The sequence below is a fragment of the Salinispora mooreana genome (assembly GCF_000379065.1).
In the GTDB taxonomy this organism is placed as follows: domain Bacteria; phylum Actinomycetota; class Actinomycetes; order Mycobacteriales; family Micromonosporaceae; genus Micromonospora; species Micromonospora mooreana.
Genome location: NZ_KB900614.1, coordinates 627,288 through 646,153, shown reverse-complemented (window position 1 = coordinate 646,153; position 18,866 = coordinate 627,288). Strand labels below are relative to the sequence as shown.

Genomic DNA, 18,866 nt, shown 5'->3' with positions numbered 1-18,866 from the left:
CCCAGCCACCTCCGCCTCGATCTCCGTCTGTGACCGTATCGCGCTCCAGGTTCCGCTGCTCCACAGCCACTCCACCCGGCGGTGCACTGGGCTCGGTGGTCAGCCGATCAGGGGGCGGAACGCGCCGACGGCGACGCTGACCGCGAGTGCGGCGCCGGCCAGTACCGCCGCACCGGCGATCAGGAGACCGTCGGCGCGACCGAAGTGTTGACGGCGGGCCATCGACCGGGGGGTCGTGGCGTCGAAGCCCCGCGCGTCCATCGCCACCGCAAGTCGGGTCCCGCGGCGGATCGCGCCGACCAGTAGCGTGAACGCGGTTGACCCGAAAAGCCGCAGCCGGGCCAGTGGGTTACGGCCGGCGTCAACGCCCCGGGCCCGCCGCGCCATGCTGATCATTTGCCACTCCTGGGCGAGCAACGGCACCAACCGGAACGCCGCCAGTGCGCCGTAGGCGAAGCGGGCGGGCAGCTTGGCGTTCTGCACCAGCGCGTCGGCCAGGTCGGTGGGGTCGGTCGTCGCCACCACGGTCACTCCCGGCAGGGCCACCGCGAACATGCGCAACACCAGACCGAGCGCGGTGATCAGCACCCCGGAGGTGATCAGGATCGGGCCGGCCTCGATGAGGGTCCGCCCGGAGCGTTCGGCGGCGAAGAGCACCAGCGTGACGAGGATGCCGACCGCGCTGACCAGCAGCGGCATCGCTCGGCGGGCGAGTACCCGGAGCCGTACACCGAACAGCGGCAGCAGGGCCAGCTCGAAGGCGATGGCGATGGCCGGCGCCACCGGGTCGAGGGTGGCGATCAGGATGACCGAGCAGAGCAGCGCCGCCGCCAGCTTCGCCACCGGGTTGCGCCGGGCCAGCGGGGCGTCCGGTCGGGTCACCGGTTCGAGGTTGATCACGGCACGCTCCGCGGATGCGTCACGACACCCTCCGCGGATGCTCGAGCCGTACCTGGCGGTCGGCGAGCGCGGCGATGAACTCCCGGTCGTGGGTCACCGTGACCAGCCCGTGCCCGTTATCGCGCAGCTCGGCGAAGAGCTCCACCAGCTCCCGCCAGGTCCGCCGGTCCTGGCCGAAGGTGGGCTCGTCGCAGACGAGTAGGCGGGGCGCGGTGGCCAGGGCCGTCGCCACACTCAGCCGCCTCGCCTCGCCTCCGGAGAGGGTGTACGGGTTGGCCGCGGCGAGCGCGGTCAGGCGGAGCCGGTCGAGCAGTGCGTCCACGGTGGCGCGGACCTGCGCCTCGGTTCGGCCGGTGCGGCGTGGGCCCAGCGCCAGCTCCTCGGCGACGGTGGTGGTGACGAACTGGTGTTCCGGGTCCTGGAAGACCGAACCGATCCGGCCCACCAGCGCCGGCGCCCGCCATCGGTGCGGTGGGGTGCGGGCGTCCCCGCCGGCCAGCTCCGCGGTCGCGGTGACCCGGCCCGCCGCCGGTGCGAGCAGCCCACCCAGCAGGAGGGCCAGGGTGGACTTACCGGCTCCGTTGGGTCCGTGGACGGCGAGCGCCTCGCCGGCCCGTACGGTGAGGGAAACACGGGCCAGCCGGGGCGGCAGGGCGAGCTCGTCGGCGGCGAGCAACTCCGTCCCGGGGGCGGTGGCGGCCCGCCGCAGGGGCGTCGGATGGCCCGGCACCCAGACCCCCTCGGCAGCGAGCGCCTCGCCGTGCGCGGCGAAGACCGCCTGCGGGGTGCCGTCGGCGTGGACGCCGCCACCGGGTGCCAGCACGACCACCCGGTCGACCAGCGGCAGCGCCTCGGCGAGCCGGTGCTCGACGAGGAGCAGGGAGGTGTCGGCGTCGAGCGCCGCGGCGACCGCGTCGCGGATCAGCGCCGCACCGGCCGGGTCCAGGTTGGCGGTCGGCTCGTCGAGCAGCAGCAGGCTTGGGCGGAGCGCGAGCACCCCGGCGAGGGCGAGGCGCTGCTGTTCGCCGCCGGAGAGCGCGGCGGTCGATCGGTCCCGGCCGTAGCGGAAACCAACCCGGCGCAGTGCCTCGTCCACCCGGGGCCAGATCTGCCCGGCGGGTAGCCCGCGGTTTTCGGGGCCGAAGGCGACATCGTCGCCGCAGCGCGCCATCACCAGCTGGGTCTCCGGGTCCTGGAAGAGCAGGCCGACCTCTTCTCGGGCCGCGCGAGGGTCCCGGCCGTCAACCTCGACCGTGCCTTCCTGTTCGCCGGAGTCTTCGGGTAGCAGCCCGGCCAGCGCGGCGAGCAGGGTGCTCTTACCCGCCCCGGAGGCACCCAGCAGGAGAACCCGTTCGCCGTGCTCGATCCGCAGGTCGAGTCCGCGTACGGCCCACCGCTTTCGCCCCGCGTGCCGCCACCCGAAGCCCCGCAACCGGACCGCGCTCACCGGCCGTCACCCCGGAGCACGCCGCGCCGGGTGCTGTCCCGGAACACGCCGCGCCGGGTGCTGTCCCGGAACACACCGCGCCGGGCGCTGCGAGCAGCCGCGGGCGCGGTCTGCGGCCCCAACCTCTCGATCGACACGGTACTCAGATGGTGGTGCGTTCGCGGCCGGCGGGGAACAGGTCCAGTACACCCGTGCGGGCCAGGGCCCGGGTCAGGCTCCAGGCACCGAAGCCGGCGATGGCGGTGGCGCTGGCGATCGTCAGCAGCGCGTACGGGATCCGGTAGCTGCCCAGCGCGTATTCGCTGTTCCAGACGAAGAAGTCGAAGGCAGCCGCGCCCAGGCCGGTCAGGGCGCCTGCGAGCAGCGCGGTGGGCAGTCGGAAGGAACGGTAGCGGAAGGCGGCGAAGGCCAGCTCGGCGCCGAGCCCTTGGGCCAGGCCCTGAAGGATGGCGATGCTGCCCCACTCGGAGCCGAGTAGCACGGACACGATCGCGGCCACCGCCTCGCAGAAGAGCGCCGCACCGGGGCGGCGGATCACCAGGCCGCCGAGGACCGCCGGGATCAGCCAAACGCCGTACATGACGGCCTGGGTCGCCGGGAGGAAGGCGAACGCCGGGGTGACAACGTTCCAGAGCAGTCCCCAGGCCCAGAAGATGACGCCGAAGGTGACGGCGATGACAGCGGCGACGACGACATCGACCGTGCGCCAGCGGTTGGTGGTTACATTGACTTTGCTCATCGGTCTTCCCTGTCTGCTCCGGGGGAACAGGAGGGGCGCATCCACGTCCGGCTGGCCGAACGACGGCGCGACCGGAGGTCGACCGAACTCCCTGCGCTGGCATTACCCAGATCAGGTTCGAGGGTCTGTGGGACCTTGCCCACACTCTCAGCGCTGTGCGCTCCCCTGTCGGAGGTGAAACTGTACGACCGACGCTAGCACCTTCGAAAATCTTTCAACAAAGCGGCATTGGTGCAGTTCGCCGGGGCTCCCCCGGCGAACCCCGCGTAGGTTGCCGATCCTACGTATCGATGTCCGAGGTTTCGCCTTCGATCTCCACGGCGGTGGCCTGGCGGCCGGCCCGCAGCTGCTCCTGCTGCACGGCTTCCCCCGCACAGTGGGGAGTGGGCCGACGTGATCGTGGCCCGGGTCCGCGACCCGAGGTGAGCCCTCAGGTGGGGTTGGTGTGCTCGCCGGCGTGGCTGACCGCGTCCGCCACGATGTGTGCGACGTGTTCGTCAACCAGCGTGTAGGCGATCTCCCGCCCGCGCCGGGAACCCCGCACCACCCCGGCACCGCGAAGCACCCGCAGATGCTGGGAGACCAGCGGCTGCGCGGCGCCGAGCTGGTCAACCAACTCGTGTACGCACCGTTCGCCCTCGGCGAGTTGGCTGACGATGGCCAGCCGGATCGGGGCGGAGAGGGCGCGCAGCAGCTCGCTCGCCCCCTCGTAGGCGTCGTAGCCGGACCCGCTGCTCACCGGGTAACGGTAACCAATCCAAGGTTGCGCCGTTGTTCAGGACTGGCTGAGCACCACCTCGTGCGGCTCTACGGCCGGTGTGTCCGGTGCGGCGACTCGCCGTCGTCGTAGTATCCGCCAACCCGCGCCGCCGAGCGCCACCACCGCGAACGAGGCGATCGCCATCAGCACCACCGACGCGCCGGGGGCGGTGTCGGCGTTGGCAGCCACGTACACACCCGACCCGGCGGCGAAGAGGCCGAGCGCCATGGCGGCCGTCATCGTGCTGCGGAAGCCGCGGGTGACCTGCTGGGCGGCGGCGACCGGCACCACCATCAGCGCGCTGATCAGCAGGACGCCCACCGCGCGCATCGCGATGGTGACGGTGACCGCGGTGGCGACCGCGAGGAGCAGGTTGAGGGCGCGGACGGGCAGCCCGGAGACCCGGGCGTACTCCTCGTCGTGGCAGATCGCGAAGAGTGCCGGGCGCAACGACAGCATGGTGACCAGGATCGCCGCACCGAGCACCGCGATCGTGGTGAGGTCGGTGGGGGCGATGGTGGAGAGCGAGCCGAAGAGGTACGCGTTGAGGCTCGTGCTGGTGCTGTCGGAGAGCCCGACGAGCATCACGCCGCCGGCGATGCCCCCGTAGAAGAGCAGGGCGAGCGCCAGGTCACCGGAGGTGCGGCCGCGGGCCCGGACCAATTCGACGGTGATCGCGCCGAGGCTGGCCACGATCACCGCCACCAGGACCGGGGAGCGGTTCAGCAGCAGGCCGGCGCCGACGCCGGTGAGCGCCATGTGCCCGACGCCATCGCCGATCAGGGCCAGCCGCCGCTGTACCAGGTAGATGCCGAGCGCCGGGGCGGCCAGGCCGATGACCAACGCGCCGATCAGCGCACGCTGCATGTACGGGTACTGGAAGAGTTCCATCTCACGCGCTCCAGAGACCGGCGGGCTCGGTGGGACCGTGCGGGTGCACGTGGTCGTGGTCGGGGTCGGCGTGGTGGCCGGCCGGTTCGGGCACCGGGCCGTCGTGAGCGATCCCCCCGGCGTGCACGACGACGGCTCGGGAGATCAGCGGCCGCAGTGGCCCCAGCTCGTGTGCGACCAGCAGGACGGTGCCGCCGCCGGCGACGAATTCCTGGAGCGCTCCGGCGAATGCCTCCTGGCTCGCCGCGTCCACACCGGCGGTCGGCTCGTCAAGGACCAGCAGCTCCGGCTCGCCGGCCAGGGCCCGGGCGATGAGGACGCGCTGCTGCTGGCCGCCGGAGAGGGTGGAGACCGGGTCGCCGGTCCGGTCGGCGAGACCGACCGCCGCCAGCGCGGTCGCTACCGCCCTCCGGTCCGCGCGGCCGGGGGGCCGCAGGATGCCGCGGCGGGCCAGCCGGCCCGCCGCGACCACCTCGCGGACGGTGGCGGGTACACCACCGCCGGCGCCGAGGCGTTGCGGGACATACCCGATGCGGTGCCACTGCCGGAATCGCCGCGCCGGCTGGTCGAAGAGCCCGACCGAGCCGGAGCTGAGCGGGACCAGCCCGAGCACGGCTCGGGTCAGGGTGGACTTGCCGGAGCCGTTGGCGCCGAGCACGGCCACCACCTCACCGCTGGTCACGGTCAGCGAGATGTCTCGCAGCACGGTGCGGCCCTCGTAGCCGATCGCCGCCCGCGTGACGGTGATGACGGGTGCGTTCATGCGCAGTCCAGCGCGGTCTGTAGCGCCGCGAGGTTGGCCCGCATCACCGAGAAGTAGTCCCCGTTGTTGTCGGCGGCGAGTCCCTCGAGCGGGTCGAGCACCGCGGTCTCGGCCCCGACCTGGGCTGCGATGGTCTCGGCGACCTTCGGGCTGACCAGCGTCTCGAAGAAGATCGTGGTGGCCTGGTGCGCCTTTGCCTCCTCGATCACCTCGGCCAGCCGCTGCGGCGACGGCTCGTGCTCCGGGCTCAGCCCGGTGATGCCGATCTGCTCCAGCTGGTATCGCGTGGTCAGGTAGCCGAAGGCGGTGTGACTGACCACGATCTCCCGCCGCTGGCAGGTCTCCAAGCCGGCGGTGAACTCCGCGTCGAGCTGCTCCAGCTTGCCGCGGAGGTCGGACGCGCGAGCGGCGTAGTCGTCGGCGTGCTCGGGGTCGGCCTGGGCGAGCCGGTCGGCGAGCTGGTCACCGACGGTGGCGAGCCGGGTGGGGTCCAGCCACAGGTGCGGGTCCTTGCTGCCGGCGTCCGCCGCGTGGTCCGGGTCCGCCGGCGTCTCGGCACCGCCCTCACCCTCGTGCCCGGTGTCGCCGTCGTGTCCGTGGTCGTCCTCGTGTCCGGTGTCGCCGTCGTGTCCGTGGTCGTCCTCGTGTCCGGTGTCGCCGTCGTGTCCGTGGTCGTGATCGTGGCCGTCGGCGGTGGCGTCGAGCAGCGGCTCGATGGTGGTGACGTCGAACGCCCGGTCGGCGGCGTTCTGCTGCACCGCCTCGTCGACCTGCGGCTGGAAGCCCCTGAGGTAGACGATCAGCTCGGCCCCGGCTACCTCCCCAACCTGGCTCGGGCTCAACTCGACGTCGTGCGGCTCGGCGCCGGGCTTGACCAGGTTACTAACGGTAACCGTGTCCCCACCGATCTGCTCGGCCAGGAACTGGAGTGGGTAGAACGCGGCGACGACCTCCACCCGTTGCGGATCGGCATCGGTCGGCTTGTCGGAGCAGGCGGCAGCGCCGAGGGCGAGTAGGGCGGCGGAGGTGGCCGCCAGGGCGCGTGGAGCACGGCGGTTGTTCATGAAGGCAACTGTCCGCAACAATGATAATGATTGTCAAAAACGCATGAGTGCATGTCAGAGAAGCTTGACCAGCCCGGCGGTGATCAGCAGCGTCAGCACCAGGAGCCGGACCACCCGCAGCCGTGCCGGCTGGCGCGCCCCCGTGGTGACCACCAGCACGGCCACGACCGCCGCGAGGGCGAGGGTGAGTAGCCCGCCGATCACCCCCGGCGTGAAGAGAGCGACCAGCACCACCACCAGGGTGACCAGGAAGACTGCCGTCGGGTTCGCCCGGGCCAGCCGGCCCGCTATCCGGTGCTGCGTACGCTGCATCCCACAGACTCTACGAGGAGGTAGCCGGTGTTGGTCACCAACCGGTTCGTGGTCGAGCCCGATGTCGTTGACGACTTCACCGCGCGAGCGCACGCCGCGCTCGCGGCGCTCGCCGCCCGCCCCGGATACCTGCGCGGGCAACTCGTCCGCGCGCTGGACGACCCGCGCTACTGGTGCCTGCTCACCGAGTGGGAGTCGGTCGGCACCTACCGCCGAGCGCTCGGCGGTTTTGACGTCAAGGTCACCGCGGTTCCGCTGCTCGCCGAGTCGGTCGACGAACCGTCGGCCTACGAGGCCCTCGCCAGCGCCGCGCCCGGAGCCGACGTGGTCGTGACGGCGAGCGATCGGGCGGCCGATCCGTACCGGTGAGCGATACGCACTACATTGATCCCATGACCGCTCCCGGACCGGCCGCTCCCTCACCGCACCCGTCGGTGCCCGGCCCGCAAGACGGCGCCGTACCCCCTGCCGTGCCCGGCCCACCCTCCGGGCCGGGAGTGCCGAACCCGCCCGCCGGCCCCGGTGTCGCACCACCGTTCGCGGCGCCGCCGGTCGAGGGCCGTCCCACCCGGCTCTGGCTGGGGCTCGGCGTCGGGGCGCTCGCACTGGCGCTCTGCTGCGGCGGCGGTGGTGCGGCGGTGGTCGGGCTCGTGGTAGCCGGCGTACAGGCGTTCGACGAGCAGGGGCGTGTCGTCTCCACCGACTACTACCAGGCGCTGGTGGAACGAGAATACGGTGCCGCGTACGACCAGCTCTGTGCACCGGCGCGGCGGCAGGAGTCGCGGCGGGAGTTCGAACGGCGGGCCGCCGATGGGCCACAGGTGGCCTCGTTCCAGGTCGGCGAGGTCGACCAGACCAACCTGACCGTGCCGGTCGAGGTCACCTTCAGCGGCGGCGGCCGCGATCGCCAACGGGTGAACCTCGAGCAGAACGAGCAGACCGGTGCACTGGAGGTGTGCGGAGTCAGCTGAACCGCTCCCGGTATTCTCCTGGGCTCAGGACGTCGCCGGTCGTACCGTTGTCCCGAGCCTCGCTCCATCCCGTACTGTCCCCGCCGACCGCCAGCCGGCGTAGGAGGAAACATGCCCGCAGACCGTATCGACGCCGTCGTCAGCCTCGCCAAGCGCCGGGGTTTCGTCTTCCCGTCCAGTGAGATCTACGGGGGTACCCGTTCGGCGTGGGACTACGGCCCGCTCGGTGTGGAGCTCAAGGAGAACGTGCGCCGGCAGTGGTGGCGGAGCATGGTCCAGCAGCGTGACGACGTGGTGGGCCTCGACTCCGCGGTGATCCTGGCCCGTGATGTCTGGGCCGCCTCCGGCCACCTGGACGCGTTCGTGGACCCGCTGACCGAGTGCCAGTCCTGCCACAAGCGGTTCCGGGCCGACCACCTGGAGGAGGCGTTCGAGGCCAAGCATGGTCGTCCGCCGGCCTCGTTGACCGAGCTGAACTGTCCGAACTGCGGAAACAAGGGCACCTTCACCGAGCCGCGGATGTTCAACGGTCTGATGAAGACCCACCTGGGCCCGGTGGAGAGCGACGAGGGTCTGCACTACCTGCGACCGGAGACCGCGCAGGGTATCTTCGTCAACTACAAGAACGTCGAGACGGTGGCGCGCAAGAAGCCGCCGTTCGGCATCGCCCAGACCGGCAAGTCCTTCCGCAACGAGATCACCCCGGGGAACTTCATCTTCCGGACCCGCGAGTTCGAGCAGATGGAGATGGAGTTCTTCGTCGAACCGGGCACCGACGAGGGCTGGCACGAGTACTGGCTCGCCGAGCGCTGGAACTGGTACCTCGACCTCGGTCTCAGCGAGCACAACCTGCGTCGCTACGAGCACCCGCAGGAGAAGCTCTCCCACTACTCGAAGCGCACCGTCGACATCGAGTACCGGTTCCAGTTCGGTGGCACCGAGTTCGCGGAGTTGGAGGGCATCGCCAACCGCACCGACTTCGACCTCGCCACGCACAGCAAGCACTCCGGGGTCGACCTGTCCTACTTCGACCAGGCCAAGGGCGAGCGCTGGGTACCGTACGTGATCGAGCCGGCCGCCGGCCTCACCCGTGCGGTGCTGGCGTTCCTGCTCGAGGCGTACGACGAGGATGAGGCGCCGAACACCAAGGGCGGCGTGGACAAGCGCACGGTGATGCGCTTCGACCCGCGGCTCGCCCCGGTGAAGGTCGCGGTGCTGCCGCTGTCCCGCAACGAGGCGCTCTCGCCGAAGGCTCGGAAGCTCGCCGCCGACCTGCGTAAGCGCTGGGTGGTGGAGTTCGACGACTCGCAGGCCATCGGTCGCCGTTACCGTCGGCAGGACGAGATCGGCACCCCGTACTGTGTGACGGTCGACTTCGACACCCTCGACGACGACGCGGTGACCGTGCGGAACCGGGACACGATGGCCCAGGAGCGGATCTCCCTGGACCAGGTCGAGCGGTACCTGATCGAGCGCCTCCCCGGCTGCTGAGCCGCGAGGGTGGCTCCTCCCTCCGCTGGTAGGCCAGCGGAGGGAGGAGCAGGACCTCCTTACACTTGAGTGGTGACCACGACGAAGGCCGTCCCGCCCCGCCCGCTGACCATCGGGCGGCACCAGGTGTGGCCGCCGGTGGTCCTGGCACCGATGGCGGGCATCACCAACGTTGGCTTCCGTCAGCTCTGCCGGGAGCAGGGCGGTGGCATCTACGTCTGCGAGATGATCACGACGGTCGCGCTGGTCGAGCGGAATCCCAAGACACTGCGCATGATCGCCTTCGGCTCCGGGGAGTCGCCGCGCAGCCTCCAGCTCTACGGCACCGACCCCGACACCACCGCCGCCGCCGTGCGCATCGTCGTCGAGCGGGACCTCGCCGACCACATCGACCTGAACTTCGGTTGCCCGGTCCCGAAGGTCACCCGCAAGGGCGGTGGCTCCGCCCTGCCGTGGCGGCGTCGGCTCTTCGCCCGGTTGGTGCGGGCCGCGGTGGACGCCGCGTCACCCGCCGGGGTGCCGGTCACGGTGAAGATGCGTAAGGGCATCGATGACGACCACCTGACGTACGTGGAGGCGGGCCTTGCCGCCCAGGATGCTGGGGTCGCGGCGGTGGCGTTGCACGGGCGTACGGCTGCCCAACGATATTCGGGGACCGCCGACTGGGACGCCATCGCGACGCTGAAGGCGGCGCTGGACGTGCCGGTGCTGGGTAACGGCGACATCTGGGAGGCGGACGACGCGCTGCGGATGGTGGCGCACACCGGAGTCGACGGGGTCGTGGTGGGGCGGGGCTGCCTGGGCCGGCCGTGGCTCTTCGCCGACCTGGAGGCTGCCCTCACCGGTTCGCCGCACCGGCGACTGCCCACGCTGGGGGAGGTGGCCACGACCATGCGCCGGCACGCGGAGCTGTTGGTCGAGCAGTTCACCGTCGGCGCCCGTGACGCGGCGCGCGGTGAGCGGGACGGCTGCACCGACTTTCGGAAGCACGTCGCCTGGTACCTGAAGGGCTTTCCGGTCGGCAGCGAGCTACGTCGGTCGCTCGCGATGATTGACAGCTTGGCCCAGCTCGACGATCTGCTCGGCAAGCTGGACCCGGCGGCGCCGTTCCCGGTGGAGACGCTGGGCCAGCCCCGTGGCCGGACCAACTCCCCAGGCAAGGTCTTCCTGCCGAACGGATGGCTGGACAGCCGGGACGACGACACGGTTCCGCAGGGCGCGGAGTTGGCCGACTCGGGCGGCTGAACTGGGCCTCGAACGACGACAACAAGGGCCGGCCCCTCGTGGGGCCGGCCCTTGGCGGTTGGTGGGGGTCAGCTGGTGGAGTAGCCGCGGGTGGCGATCCAGTCGGCGAGGGCGTCGGTGGTGATCCAGTATTCGGCGGTGTTCGGGTTCGCGGAGTCGGCGATCTTCACCTGGTCGCCGGCGTCGCGGTAGCCGGTGACGGAGATGTAGTGGCCGCCGGCGAAGGAGTGGGTCTCGCCGTTGGTGTCGGTGGCGGTGCCGGCGATGTTGGCCACGATGGCGCGGCCGTCGTCGACGGTGCGGATGATGTCCTCGCGCAGGGTGTCGGTCTGCTTGTCGTCGGCCATCGGGGTGGAGATCTCGACGCTGCGGTACACGTCGTGGCCGGTCTCGGTGTTCAGCACCGGGGTGATGTCGTTGATGGAGTCGGTGCCGGACTGGGTGGTGCCCATCCGCTCGGCCATCGCGTCCATGTCGATGTTCTTGCCCTGCACGGACAGGGCGTTGCGGGCGGCGGCGGGGCCGCAGTAGTAGAAGTTCGGCTGGGCTTCGTAGTCGACCGGGAGCACGCGGGTGTCGTCGCGCTCGGTCTGCGTGGTGGGCTGCGTGGTGGGCTGCGTGGTGGGGGCGGCGAAGGCGGCGCTGGCGGGGGCGGCGATGGCGCCACCGGTGGCGATCAGGCCAGCAGCGGTCAGGGCGGTCTTACGGAGGATGTCGGTACGCATGATGGTCGAAGCCTTCCGCTCGGGGGTGCCGCGGACGCGGGGGGCGCGCCAGCGGGTCGCACGAGGTGGTTCGAGATGAGAACGAATAGGGGGTCCCGCCCGGCGGGGTGCTACTCGGGCGGCCCGGGGATGTAACCAACGCCGGTCCGGCGGCATTCCGCCGGCGGGCGGCCACCGGCGGTCCGGTGGGGCGGTGGGGCGCTCACGGCTGCCCCGCATGGTTACGCCAGGTATAACCACCGGCCCCCGGCACCGATTCCCCGCCAACCGTGACCCGGACCACCCATCAGAACGCCCAGAGCGGACGATCGAGGTGCGCTTTCCCCGCCCACCCGTGCTTCAGGACCGGACATTTGACTCAGAAATACCCACCAGCGACATCGTGGCCTCCTGCGTAAGGGCTTCGCTCATGCCTTCGAGCAACCCCGCGCTCCGTTATGCCGGCCTGGGGCGGGGCGCGGGTGCCGCGCCCTGCGCCATCGGCGGGTCAGCGGGTGTCGCTGGCCAGGGGACCTCGGGGGAGCGGTGGAAGGCGATGCCGGCGGTCGTCCAGCGAGAGCCCTGCCCGGCCAGCCGGGTGCGAAACGACGCCCAGTCGTGGGTGGCCCGCGGTGACCAGCCCAGCTCCGCGATGGCGGGTAGCCGGGGCAGGAGCATGAACTCGATCTCCGCCAGCGAGGTGACCGACTCGGTCCAGAGCGGGGCCTCCACCCCCAACACCGACTCCGCCGGCACCTCCGTCACCTGAGTCGCGGGATCCCAGTCGTACGCCTGCCGTACGTCGATCAGGCCCGCCCAGTCATGTCCGATCGGGGTGTCGGCGGCGTACTTCATGTCTAGATACGCGTGGTTACCGGGGGAGAGGATCAGCCGGGCGCCGCGGCGCACCGCGCCTGCGGTCGTCGGGTCAACGCCGTCGGTGCCCCACCACTGGAGCACCCGTCCTTCGATGTGGGTGGCCGGCGCCAGTTGGTGCCAGCCCACCACTGTCTTGCCGAGCTTGGCCACGATGCGTTGTGCCCGCTCGACGAATCCGGTGTACGCCGCTCCCTTCACTTTGAAGGCCTCATCCCCGCCGATGTGCAGGAACGGCCCGGGGGTGCGCGCGGCGACTTCCCCCAGCACATCGGCGACGAACTCGTACGTCTGCGCGTTTCCTGGGTCCAGGTAGCTGAAGCCAACCTCGGTGCCGGTGTAGGGCGCCGGTGTGGTCCCGTCCGGGGCCAGCTCCGGGTAGGCGGTCAGCGCGGCGTTGGTGTGCCCCGGCAGGTCGATCTCCGGAACGACGGTGAGGTGCCGCTCGGCCGCGTACGTGACGATTCGCTGATAGTCGGCCGGGGTGTACCACCCGCCGGGGGCGCCACCGACCGCCGTGCTTCCGCCGACCGTGGTCAGTCGGGGTCGGGACTCGACCGCGATCCGCCACCCCTGGTCGTCGGTGAGGTGCAGGTGCAGGTGGTTGAGCTTGTAGCGGGCGAGGTGGTCGATCACCCGCAGTACGTCGTCAACCCCGAAGAAGTGCCGGGCCACGTCGAGCATGGCGCCCCGGTACGGGAAGCGCGGCCGGTCGACGATCGACCCGCCGGGCAGCGTCCAGCTGGCGTGGACCGGCGTACTGCTCTCGATCGCGGCCGGGAGAAGCTGGCGCAGGGTTTGGGTGCCGTGGTGGAGCCCGGCCGCGGTGCCGGCGCTGATCCGCACACCGGTCGGTGTGACGTCGAGTCGGTAGCCCTCGGGGCCGAGGTCGGGCTGCTCGACGAGGACGAGCGCGATGCCGTCGGCCAGCTCGGGGTACGGGGCGTCGGCGATCGGCAGCCGATATCCGGTGGCCGGCCGGAGCAGGTCGGCGAGGCGTTCGGCGACGGCCCGCGCGGCGGGGTCGGGGCTGACCCGCACCGCCGTATCGGCCGCCAGCGTGAAGTCGGCGTGGGGCTCCGGGCGCACCTGTTCGGGTGCGGGCACCACATCGCCCAGCCGAGTCGGGGCGGGGGCGAGTCGGGTGCCCGCTTCGTGGGCCGCCAGCCGGGCCAGCTCGCCCGCTGCCAGCTCGCCCGTTGCCGGCTGGACGGGTGCCGGGGTGGAGGTCCTCGAGGTGTTCGCGTCGCCGTCGGTGGCCGGCACGGTGCCCGTCGCGCCCGAGGTCGCGGGTGCGGTCCGGTGTTCCGGATGCTGTGGCGAGGTGGCGGGGGTGGGGTGCACGGAGCTGCCTTTCGGGGGTGTATTCGCGGCGGTTGTGGCAAGGCTTCACCGAGAGCGTTGCCTCAAGGGTACGGCGGCACGGCAGTTGCGTGATCGTGCGCGTGGAAGCGTTTCCAAAAACGGGTGCGAACACGGAAAGTGGGGGTGACTGTGCCGATTGTCACCGAACGGTCCCTAGGGGTCCGATGTTCGCCTAACCTTCGCCCCACGATTGAAAGCCTGGCCACGGACCGTCGGCGACCGGGCCGGCCCGGTGGCAGCTGAACCTTCGTCAGGTGACACATTCGGCGTGCGTGGGAGGCTCTGGTGGCAGCGCAGGAGACAGTCGATCACAAGTACGTCTATGACTTCGCCGAGGGAAACAAGGACCAGAAGGATCTCCTCGGCGGCAAGGGCGCCAACCTGGCCGAGATGACCAACCTCGGCCTGCCGGTGCCGCCCGGCTTCACGATCACCACCTCGGCGTGTCAGGCGTACCTCGCCACCGGTAGCGAGCCGGCCGGCCTCGCCGACCAGGTCGGCTCCCACCTCGACGCCCTGGAACAGGCGATGGGGCGAACCCTCGGTGACCCGGCGGACCCGCTGCTGGTCTCAGTGCGCTCCGGTGCCAAGTTCTCGATGCCGGGCATGATGGAGACCGTCCTCAACGTCGGCCTCAACGACCGGAGTGTCGTAGGGCTGGCCCGACAGGCCGGCGGCTCGGCGGGCTCCGACTCCGCCAGCGACAGCGACCGGTTCGCGTGGGACTCCTACCGTCGCCTGATCCAGATGTTCGGCAAGACTGTCTGTGCGGTGCCGGGGGAGGACTTCGAGCGCGCCCTCGACGACGCCAAGCGGGCCAAGGGCAGCGACCTGGACCTGGACCTGAGCGCCGACGACCTCCGCGCACTGGTCGACACCTACAAGGAGATCTTCCGTCGGCACACCGGCCGGGACTTCCCGCAGGAGCCGCGGGAGCAGCTGGACCTCGCGATCCGGGCGGTCTTCGAGTCGTGGAACGCCGAGCGGGCGGTGATCTACCGCCGCCAGGAGCGACTTCCCGCCGAGGCGGGCACCGCGGTGAACGTGGTCGCCATGGTCTTCGGCAACCTCGGTACGGACTCGGGGACCGGCGTCGCCTTCACCCGTGATCCGGCCAGCGGGGCCCAGGGCATCTACGGCGACTACCTGGCCAACGCGCAGGGCGAGGATGTCGTTTCCGGGATCCGTAACACCGTGCCGCTGCAGGAGCTGGAGCGGATCGACAAGAAGTCCTACGACGAACTGCTCGACTACATGGCCCGGCTCGAGCGGCACTACAAGGATCTCTGCGACATCGAGTTCACCATCGAGCGGGGCAAGCTGTGGATGCTCCAGACCCGGGTCGGTAAGCGCACCGCGGCCGCCGCGTTCAACATCGCCGGGCAACTCGTGGACGAGGGCCTCATCGACCTGGACGAGGCGCTGCACCGGGTCAACGGTGCCCAGCTCGCCCAGCTGATGTTCCCGCGCTTCAACCTGGACCACGAGTTCCAGCCGGTCGCCACCGGTATCGGCGCCTCACCGGGCGCGGCCGTCGGCAGGGTGGTCTTCACCTCTGCCCGCGCCGTGGAGCTGGCCGGCCAGGGTGAGGCGGTGATCCTGGTCCGTCGGGAGACCAACCCGGACGACCTCAACGGCATGATCGCCGCACAGGGCATCCTCACCTCGCGGGGCGGTAAGACCAGCCACGCCGCCGTGGTGGCCCGAGGCATGGGCAAGACCTGTGTCTCCGGCGCCGACCAACTCGGCGTGGACATCCCCGCGAAGGTGTTCACCGTGGCCGGACAGACCGTCAACGAAGGCGACGTGGTGTCGATCGACGGCACCACCGGCAAGGTCTACTTGGGCGAGGTGCCGGTGATGCCGTCCGAGGTGGTGCGGTACTTCGAGGGCACCCTCGACCCGGAGCAGGCCGACGACGTACTGGTGCGGGCCGTACACCGGATCATGACCCACGCCGACGACCGGCGGCGGTTGGCCGTGCGGACGAACGCGGACACCAAGGCGGACGCGGCGCGGGCCCGGCGCTTCGGCGCGCAGGGGATCGGCCTGTGCCGCACCGAGCACATGTTCCTCGGCGACCGGCGGGAACTGGTCGAGCGGCTCATCCTCGCCTCCACCGACGCCGACCGGGAGCAGGCGCTGGCCGCGTTGCTGCCGTTGCAACGGGCGGACTTCATCGAGATCTTCCGCGAGATGGACGGGCTGCCGGTCACGGTGCGGTTGATCGACCCGCCGCTGCACGAGTTCCTGCCCCCGCTGGAGCAGCTGGCGGTCAACGTGGCGGTGGCCCAGGAGCGGGGCGAGGCCGCGGCCCGGGAGGAGGCGTTGCTGGCCGCCGTCCGGCGGATGCACGAGGAGAACCCGATGCTCGGCCTGCGTGGCGTCCGGCTCGGCCTGGTCATTCCCGGCCTGTTCGCGATGCAGGTCCGCGCGATAGCGGAGGCCGCTGCCGCGGTCACCGAGTCCGGTGGGTCCGCCTTCCCGGAGATCATGGTCCCGCTGGTCGGTGCGGTGCAGGAGCTGGAGACGGTACGCACCGAAGCCGAGAAGATCATCGCCGAGGTGGTCGACGGCAGCGGTGTCGAGGTGCTGATCGGCACAATGATCGAGGTGCCGCGGGCGGCGTTGACCGCTGGCGAGATCGCCGAGGCGGCGCAGTTCTTCTCGTTCGGCACCAACGATCTGACCCAGATGGCGTGGGGCTTCTCCCGCGACGACGTGGAGGGTGCCTTCTTCTGGCGCTATCTCGAGCTGGGCATCTTCGGCATCTCGCCGTTCGAGTCGATCGACCGGGACGGGGTGGGCCGGCTGGTGCGGATCGCCGCCGAGGAGGGGCGGGCCGCCCGGTCTGAGCTCAAACTCGGCGTGTGCGGCGAGCACGGCGGTGACCCCGACTCGGTGCACTTCTTCCACGAGGTCGGGCTGGACTACGTCTCGTGCTCGCCGTTCCGGGTGCCGGTCGCCCGGTTGGAGGCGGGGCGGGCCGCCGTGGAGACCGCCGGATCAGACAGCCGCTGACGTGGGGGGCGGTGGTGCGGCCACCGCCCACCGAGCACCGGCGGCCGCCTATCGGCCACCGCCTATCGGCCGCCGCCTGCCGGTCGGTCGGCCGGCGTAGCCTGGCGGCATGAATCCGGTCGGCCCGGACCAGCGGCGGTGGGTGGACGAGCCCGCGAAGGACACCGGGCAGGGCCGGTCGGCGTTCGAGCGAGACCGCGCCCGGGTGCTGCACTCGGCGGCCTTCCGGCGGCTCGCCGCCAAGACCCAGGTGCACACGGCCGGCACCGACGACTTTCTCCGCACCCGGTTGACGCACTCGTTGGAGGTCGCCCAGGTCGCCCGCGAGATGGGCAGTCGGCTCGGCTGTGATCCCGACGTGGTGGACACCGCCGGGCTCGCCCACGACCTCGGGCATCCGCCGTTCGGGCACAGCGGCGAGGACGCGCTGGACGCCCTCGCCACGACCTGCGGCGGCTTCGAGGGCAACGCGCAGACGCTGCGCGTGCTCACCCGCCTGGAGGCGAAGGTGATCGGCCCGGACGGCGCCTCCGCCGGCCTGAACCTCACCCGGGCCACCCTCGACGCGGTCAGCAAGTATCCGTGGCCGCGCCGGCCGGGCGAGCGCAAGTTCGGCGTGTACGCCGACGATCGCCCGGTCTTCGAGTGGCTGCGCGCCGACGTGCCGGACGGGCGGCGGTGTCTGGAGGCACAGGTGATGGATTGGGCCGACGACGTCGCGTACTCGGTGCACGACGTCGAGGACGGCATCCACGGTGGATACGTGACGCTGCGTCCGCTGCTGGCCGACGCCGACGAGCGGGCGGCGTTGGGTGCCGACGTCGCGGCGACCTACTCCAGCGAGTCTCCGGCCGACCTCGTTGAGGTGCTGGTTGACCTGCTCGCCGATCCGTTGCTCGTGGCGCTCGCCGGCTACGACGGGAGTCACCGGGCACAGGCTGCGTTGAAGGCGACCACCAGCGCGCTGACTGGTCGCTTCGTCGCCGCCGCCGTGGCCGCCACCCGGCGGCGGTTCGGTCCCGGCCCGCACCGGCGGTGCGCCGCCGACCTGGTCGTGCCGCGCGAGGTCCGGGCCCGGTGCGCGCTACTCAAGGGCATCGCCCTGCGGTACGTGCTGCGTCGCCCCGGCTCCGCCGCCCGGCACGAGCGGCAGCGGCAACTTCTCGCCGGCCTGGTAGCGAGCCTGGCCGACCGGGCCCCCGACGCGTTGGACGCGGTGTTCGCCCCGCTGTGGCGGGCTGCCGGAGATGATGCGGCCCGGCTACGGGTGGTGGTTGATCAGGTGGCGTCGTTGACGGATCCGATGGCGGTGCAGTGGCATTCCCGGTTCTTTGGTGGCCCGACCGGCGCCGTCGGGGTCGGTTGACTTAGGTTAACCTAACCGCATGACGGATCGTCCGAAGAAGGTCACGTCCACCCGCGTCGTCCGGATCGGACGGCCTACCCCGCATGTCGTTCGGCTGGTCCTCGGCGGCGACGAGTTGGCCGGACTTCCGGTCGGCGAGTTTACTGATCACTACATCAAGATTCTCTTCCCGGTGCCCGGGGCGGTGTACCCGGAACCGATCGATGTGGCCGCGATCCGTCGGGACCTGCCGGCCACGCAGTGGCCGCGGCTGCGCGCGTACACCGTACGGGCCTTTGACGCCGACGCCGGCGAGCTGACCGTGGACGTGGTGTACCACGGCGACGAGGGGTTGGCCGGGCCGTGGGCCGCGGCGTTGCGCCCCGGTGACCCGGTGCACTTCGTCGGCCCGGGCGGGGCGTACGCCCCGAGCCCCGACGCCGACTGGCATCTGCTGGTCGGCGACGAGAGCGCCCTGCCGGCCATCGCCGTCGCCCTGGAACGGCTGCCCGCCGGCGCGCCGGCCACCGTCCTGGTCGAGACCAGCGGGCCGGCCGAGGAGCAGCCGCTGCCCAGCCCGGGGCAGGTGCGGCTGACCTGGCTGCACCGGGGTGACCGGCCGGTCGGCGCGGCGCTGGTCGCGGCGGTCCGGGAGCTGGACTTCCCACCCGGGGTGCACGCCTTCGTGCACGGTGAGGCGACCTTCGTTCGGGAGCTGCGGCGGCTGCTGCGGGGCGAGCGGGAGGTTCCGCGCGAGCGGCTCTCCATCTCCGGCTACTGGCGTCGCGGAGTGGACGACGAGGGCTGGCGGGCCAGCAAGGCGGAGTGGAACCGTCAGGTCGAGGCCGAGGAGTCCGTCGCCACCCCGACCTGACGCCGACCGTTCCGATTTCGCCCCGGTGCTACCCCCGCCACCCGCAGGATGGCAGGGGGCGTCGGTGGAGCGGCGGGCAGCGGCTCGTCATCGGAAGG

Annotated in this window: 18 protein-coding genes, 1 pseudogene and 1 riboswitch; of the genes and pseudogenes, 8 read left to right on the top strand and 11 right to left on the bottom strand. The window is 71.4% G+C overall.

Annotated features, from left to right (window positions below; all coding sequences use genetic code 11):
- Positions 1–99: 99 nt before the first annotated feature.
- Genes SALPAC6_RS0103050 through SALPAC6_RS0103035 form a run of 4 tightly spaced genes read right to left on the bottom strand, consistent with a single transcriptional unit; the run spans position 100 to position 3,086 of the window.
- Positions 100–900: an energy-coupling factor transporter transmembrane component T family protein gene (locus SALPAC6_RS0103050; protein WP_018251977.1), complete on the bottom strand. Its 801-nt coding sequence runs from the start codon at positions 898–900 to the stop codon at positions 100–102.
- Positions 901–919: 19 nt separating this feature from the next.
- On the bottom strand, positions 920–2,347 hold the full coding sequence (locus SALPAC6_RS0103045; RefSeq protein ID WP_018251976.1) for an ABC transporter ATP-binding protein: 1,428 nt from the start codon (positions 2,345–2,347) through the stop codon (positions 920–922).
- Positions 2,344–2,484, bottom strand: coding sequence for a hypothetical protein (locus SALPAC6_RS29315; protein WP_162561492.1), 141 nt, complete (start codon positions 2,482–2,484; stop codon positions 2,344–2,346). Before SALPAC6_RS29315 ends, SALPAC6_RS0103045 begins: the two co-directional genes overlap by 4 nt.
- 5 nt (positions 2,485–2,489) lie before the next feature.
- Complete coding sequence (locus SALPAC6_RS0103035) at positions 2,490–3,086, bottom strand: ECF transporter S component (protein WP_018251975.1); 597 nt, start codon at positions 3,084–3,086, stop codon at positions 2,490–2,492.
- 70 nt (positions 3,087–3,156) lie between these two features.
- Positions 3,157–3,263: riboswitch (TPP riboswitch) on the bottom strand.
- Positions 3,264–3,363: 100 nt separating this feature from the next.
- On the opposite strand from SALPAC6_RS0103035, the pseudogene SALPAC6_RS29915 reads away from it, so the two are divergent.
- Positions 3,364–3,485: pseudogene (locus tag SALPAC6_RS29915) on the top strand (alpha/beta hydrolase); the annotation flags it as partial.
- A 31-nt stretch (positions 3,486–3,516) separates the two neighbouring features.
- Here the strand turns inward: SALPAC6_RS29915 and SALPAC6_RS0103025 are convergent.
- Genes SALPAC6_RS0103025 through SALPAC6_RS0103005 form a run of 5 tightly spaced genes read right to left on the bottom strand, consistent with a single transcriptional unit; the run spans position 3,517 to position 6,876 of the window.
- On the bottom strand, positions 3,517–3,825 hold the full coding sequence (locus SALPAC6_RS0103025) for an ArsR/SmtB family transcription factor (RefSeq protein WP_018251974.1): 309 nt from the start codon (positions 3,823–3,825) through the stop codon (positions 3,517–3,519).
- 36 nt (positions 3,826–3,861) lie between these two features.
- Positions 3,862–4,737, bottom strand: coding sequence for a metal ABC transporter permease (locus SALPAC6_RS0103020; protein WP_018251973.1), 876 nt, complete (start codon positions 4,735–4,737; stop codon positions 3,862–3,864).
- A gap of 1 nt (position 4,738) precedes the next feature.
- Positions 4,739–5,500, bottom strand: coding sequence for a metal ABC transporter ATP-binding protein (locus SALPAC6_RS0103015; RefSeq protein WP_018251972.1), 762 nt, complete (start codon positions 5,498–5,500; stop codon positions 4,739–4,741).
- Positions 5,497–6,564 carry a metal ABC transporter substrate-binding protein gene (locus tag SALPAC6_RS0103010; protein WP_018251971.1) on the bottom strand — a complete coding sequence of 356 codons (1,068 nt, stop codon included), beginning with the start codon at positions 6,562–6,564 and terminating at the stop codon, positions 5,497–5,499. Before SALPAC6_RS0103010 ends, SALPAC6_RS0103015 begins: the two co-directional genes overlap by 4 nt.
- Positions 6,565–6,618: 54 nt before the next feature.
- Positions 6,619–6,876: a hypothetical protein gene (locus tag SALPAC6_RS0103005; RefSeq protein WP_018251970.1), complete on the bottom strand. Its 258-nt coding sequence runs from the start codon at positions 6,874–6,876 to the stop codon at positions 6,619–6,621.
- Between the two features lie 27 nt (positions 6,877–6,903).
- Between SALPAC6_RS0103005 and SALPAC6_RS0103000 the strand changes: the two genes are divergently transcribed.
- From SALPAC6_RS0103000 to dusB, 4 genes are all read left to right on the top strand, one after another.
- Positions 6,904–7,245, top strand: a complete 342-nt coding sequence (locus SALPAC6_RS0103000; protein ID WP_018251969.1) for an antibiotic biosynthesis monooxygenase family protein — start codon at positions 6,904–6,906, stop codon at positions 7,243–7,245.
- Between the two features lie 128 nt (positions 7,246–7,373).
- A complete protein-coding gene (locus SALPAC6_RS0102995) occupies positions 7,374–7,847 on the top strand; it encodes a hypothetical protein (protein ID WP_018251968.1) in 474 nt (157 codons plus the stop codon).
- A 111-nt stretch (positions 7,848–7,958) separates the two neighbouring features.
- Positions 7,959–9,338: a glycine--tRNA ligase gene (locus SALPAC6_RS0102990; RefSeq protein ID WP_018251967.1), complete on the top strand. Its 1,380-nt coding sequence runs from the start codon at positions 7,959–7,961 to the stop codon at positions 9,336–9,338.
- A gap of 69 nt (positions 9,339–9,407) precedes the next feature.
- On the top strand, positions 9,408–10,583 hold the full coding sequence (dusB, locus tag SALPAC6_RS0102985; protein ID WP_018251966.1) for a tRNA dihydrouridine synthase DusB: 1,176 nt from the start codon (positions 9,408–9,410) through the stop codon (positions 10,581–10,583).
- 68 nt (positions 10,584–10,651) lie between these two features.
- On the opposite strand, the gene SALPAC6_RS0102980 is transcribed toward dusB, so the two are convergent.
- A complete protein-coding gene (locus SALPAC6_RS0102980; RefSeq protein ID WP_018251965.1) occupies positions 10,652–11,308 on the bottom strand; it encodes a C39 family peptidase in 657 nt (218 codons plus the stop codon).
- Between the two features lie 435 nt (positions 11,309–11,743).
- On the bottom strand, positions 11,744–13,507 hold the full coding sequence (locus SALPAC6_RS0102975; protein ID WP_018251964.1) for a beta-N-acetylhexosaminidase: 1,764 nt from the start codon (positions 13,505–13,507) through the stop codon (positions 11,744–11,746).
- A gap of 306 nt (positions 13,508–13,813) precedes the next feature.
- Between SALPAC6_RS0102975 and ppdK the strand changes: the two genes are divergently transcribed.
- The 3 genes from ppdK (at position 13,814) to SALPAC6_RS0102960 (ending at position 18,768) form a co-directional block, all read left to right on the top strand.
- Positions 13,814–16,549 (top strand): pyruvate, phosphate dikinase, encoded by a 2,736-nt coding sequence (gene ppdK, locus SALPAC6_RS0102970; RefSeq protein ID WP_018251963.1) that lies wholly within the window; start codon positions 13,814–13,816, stop codon positions 16,547–16,549.
- Between the two features lie 109 nt (positions 16,550–16,658).
- Complete coding sequence (locus SALPAC6_RS0102965) at positions 16,659–17,915, top strand: deoxyguanosinetriphosphate triphosphohydrolase (RefSeq protein ID WP_018251962.1); 1,257 nt, start codon at positions 16,659–16,661, stop codon at positions 17,913–17,915.
- Between the two features lie 19 nt (positions 17,916–17,934).
- Entirely contained in the window at positions 17,935–18,768 is an 834-nt protein-coding gene (locus SALPAC6_RS0102960; RefSeq protein WP_018251961.1) for a siderophore-interacting protein, read from the top strand.
- Positions 18,769–18,866: the final 98 nt, after the last annotated feature.

What these genes read in the sequence shown, in the direction of transcription:
- SALPAC6_RS0103010 (WP_018251971.1), bottom strand. Translation starts at nt 6,564, where the DNA reads ATGAACAACCGCCGTGCTCCACGCGCCCTGGCGGCCACCTCCGCCGCC.
- SALPAC6_RS0102990 (WP_018251967.1), top strand. Translation starts at nt 7,959, where the DNA reads ATGCCCGCAGACCGTATCGACGCCGTCGTCAGCCTCGCCAAGCGCCGG.
- SALPAC6_RS0103015 (WP_018251972.1), bottom strand. Translation starts at nt 5,500, where the DNA reads ATGAACGCACCCGTCATCACCGTCACGCGGGCGGCGATCGGCTACGAG.
- SALPAC6_RS0103020 (WP_018251973.1), bottom strand. Translation starts at nt 4,737, where the DNA reads ATGGAACTCTTCCAGTACCCGTACATGCAGCGTGCGCTGATCGGCGCG.
- SALPAC6_RS0102965 (WP_018251962.1), top strand. Translation starts at nt 16,659, where the DNA reads ATGAATCCGGTCGGCCCGGACCAGCGGCGGTGGGTGGACGAGCCCGCG.
- SALPAC6_RS0103005 (WP_018251970.1), bottom strand. Translation starts at nt 6,876, where the DNA reads ATGCAGCGTACGCAGCACCGGATAGCGGGCCGGCTGGCCCGGGCGAAC.
- SALPAC6_RS0103035 (WP_018251975.1), bottom strand. Translation starts at nt 3,086, where the DNA reads ATGAGCAAAGTCAATGTAACCACCAACCGCTGGCGCACGGTCGATGTC.
- SALPAC6_RS0102960 (WP_018251961.1), top strand. Translation starts at nt 17,935, where the DNA reads ATGACGGATCGTCCGAAGAAGGTCACGTCCACCCGCGTCGTCCGGATC.
- SALPAC6_RS0102980 (WP_018251965.1), bottom strand. Translation starts at nt 11,308, where the DNA reads ATGCGTACCGACATCCTCCGTAAGACCGCCCTGACCGCTGCTGGCCTG.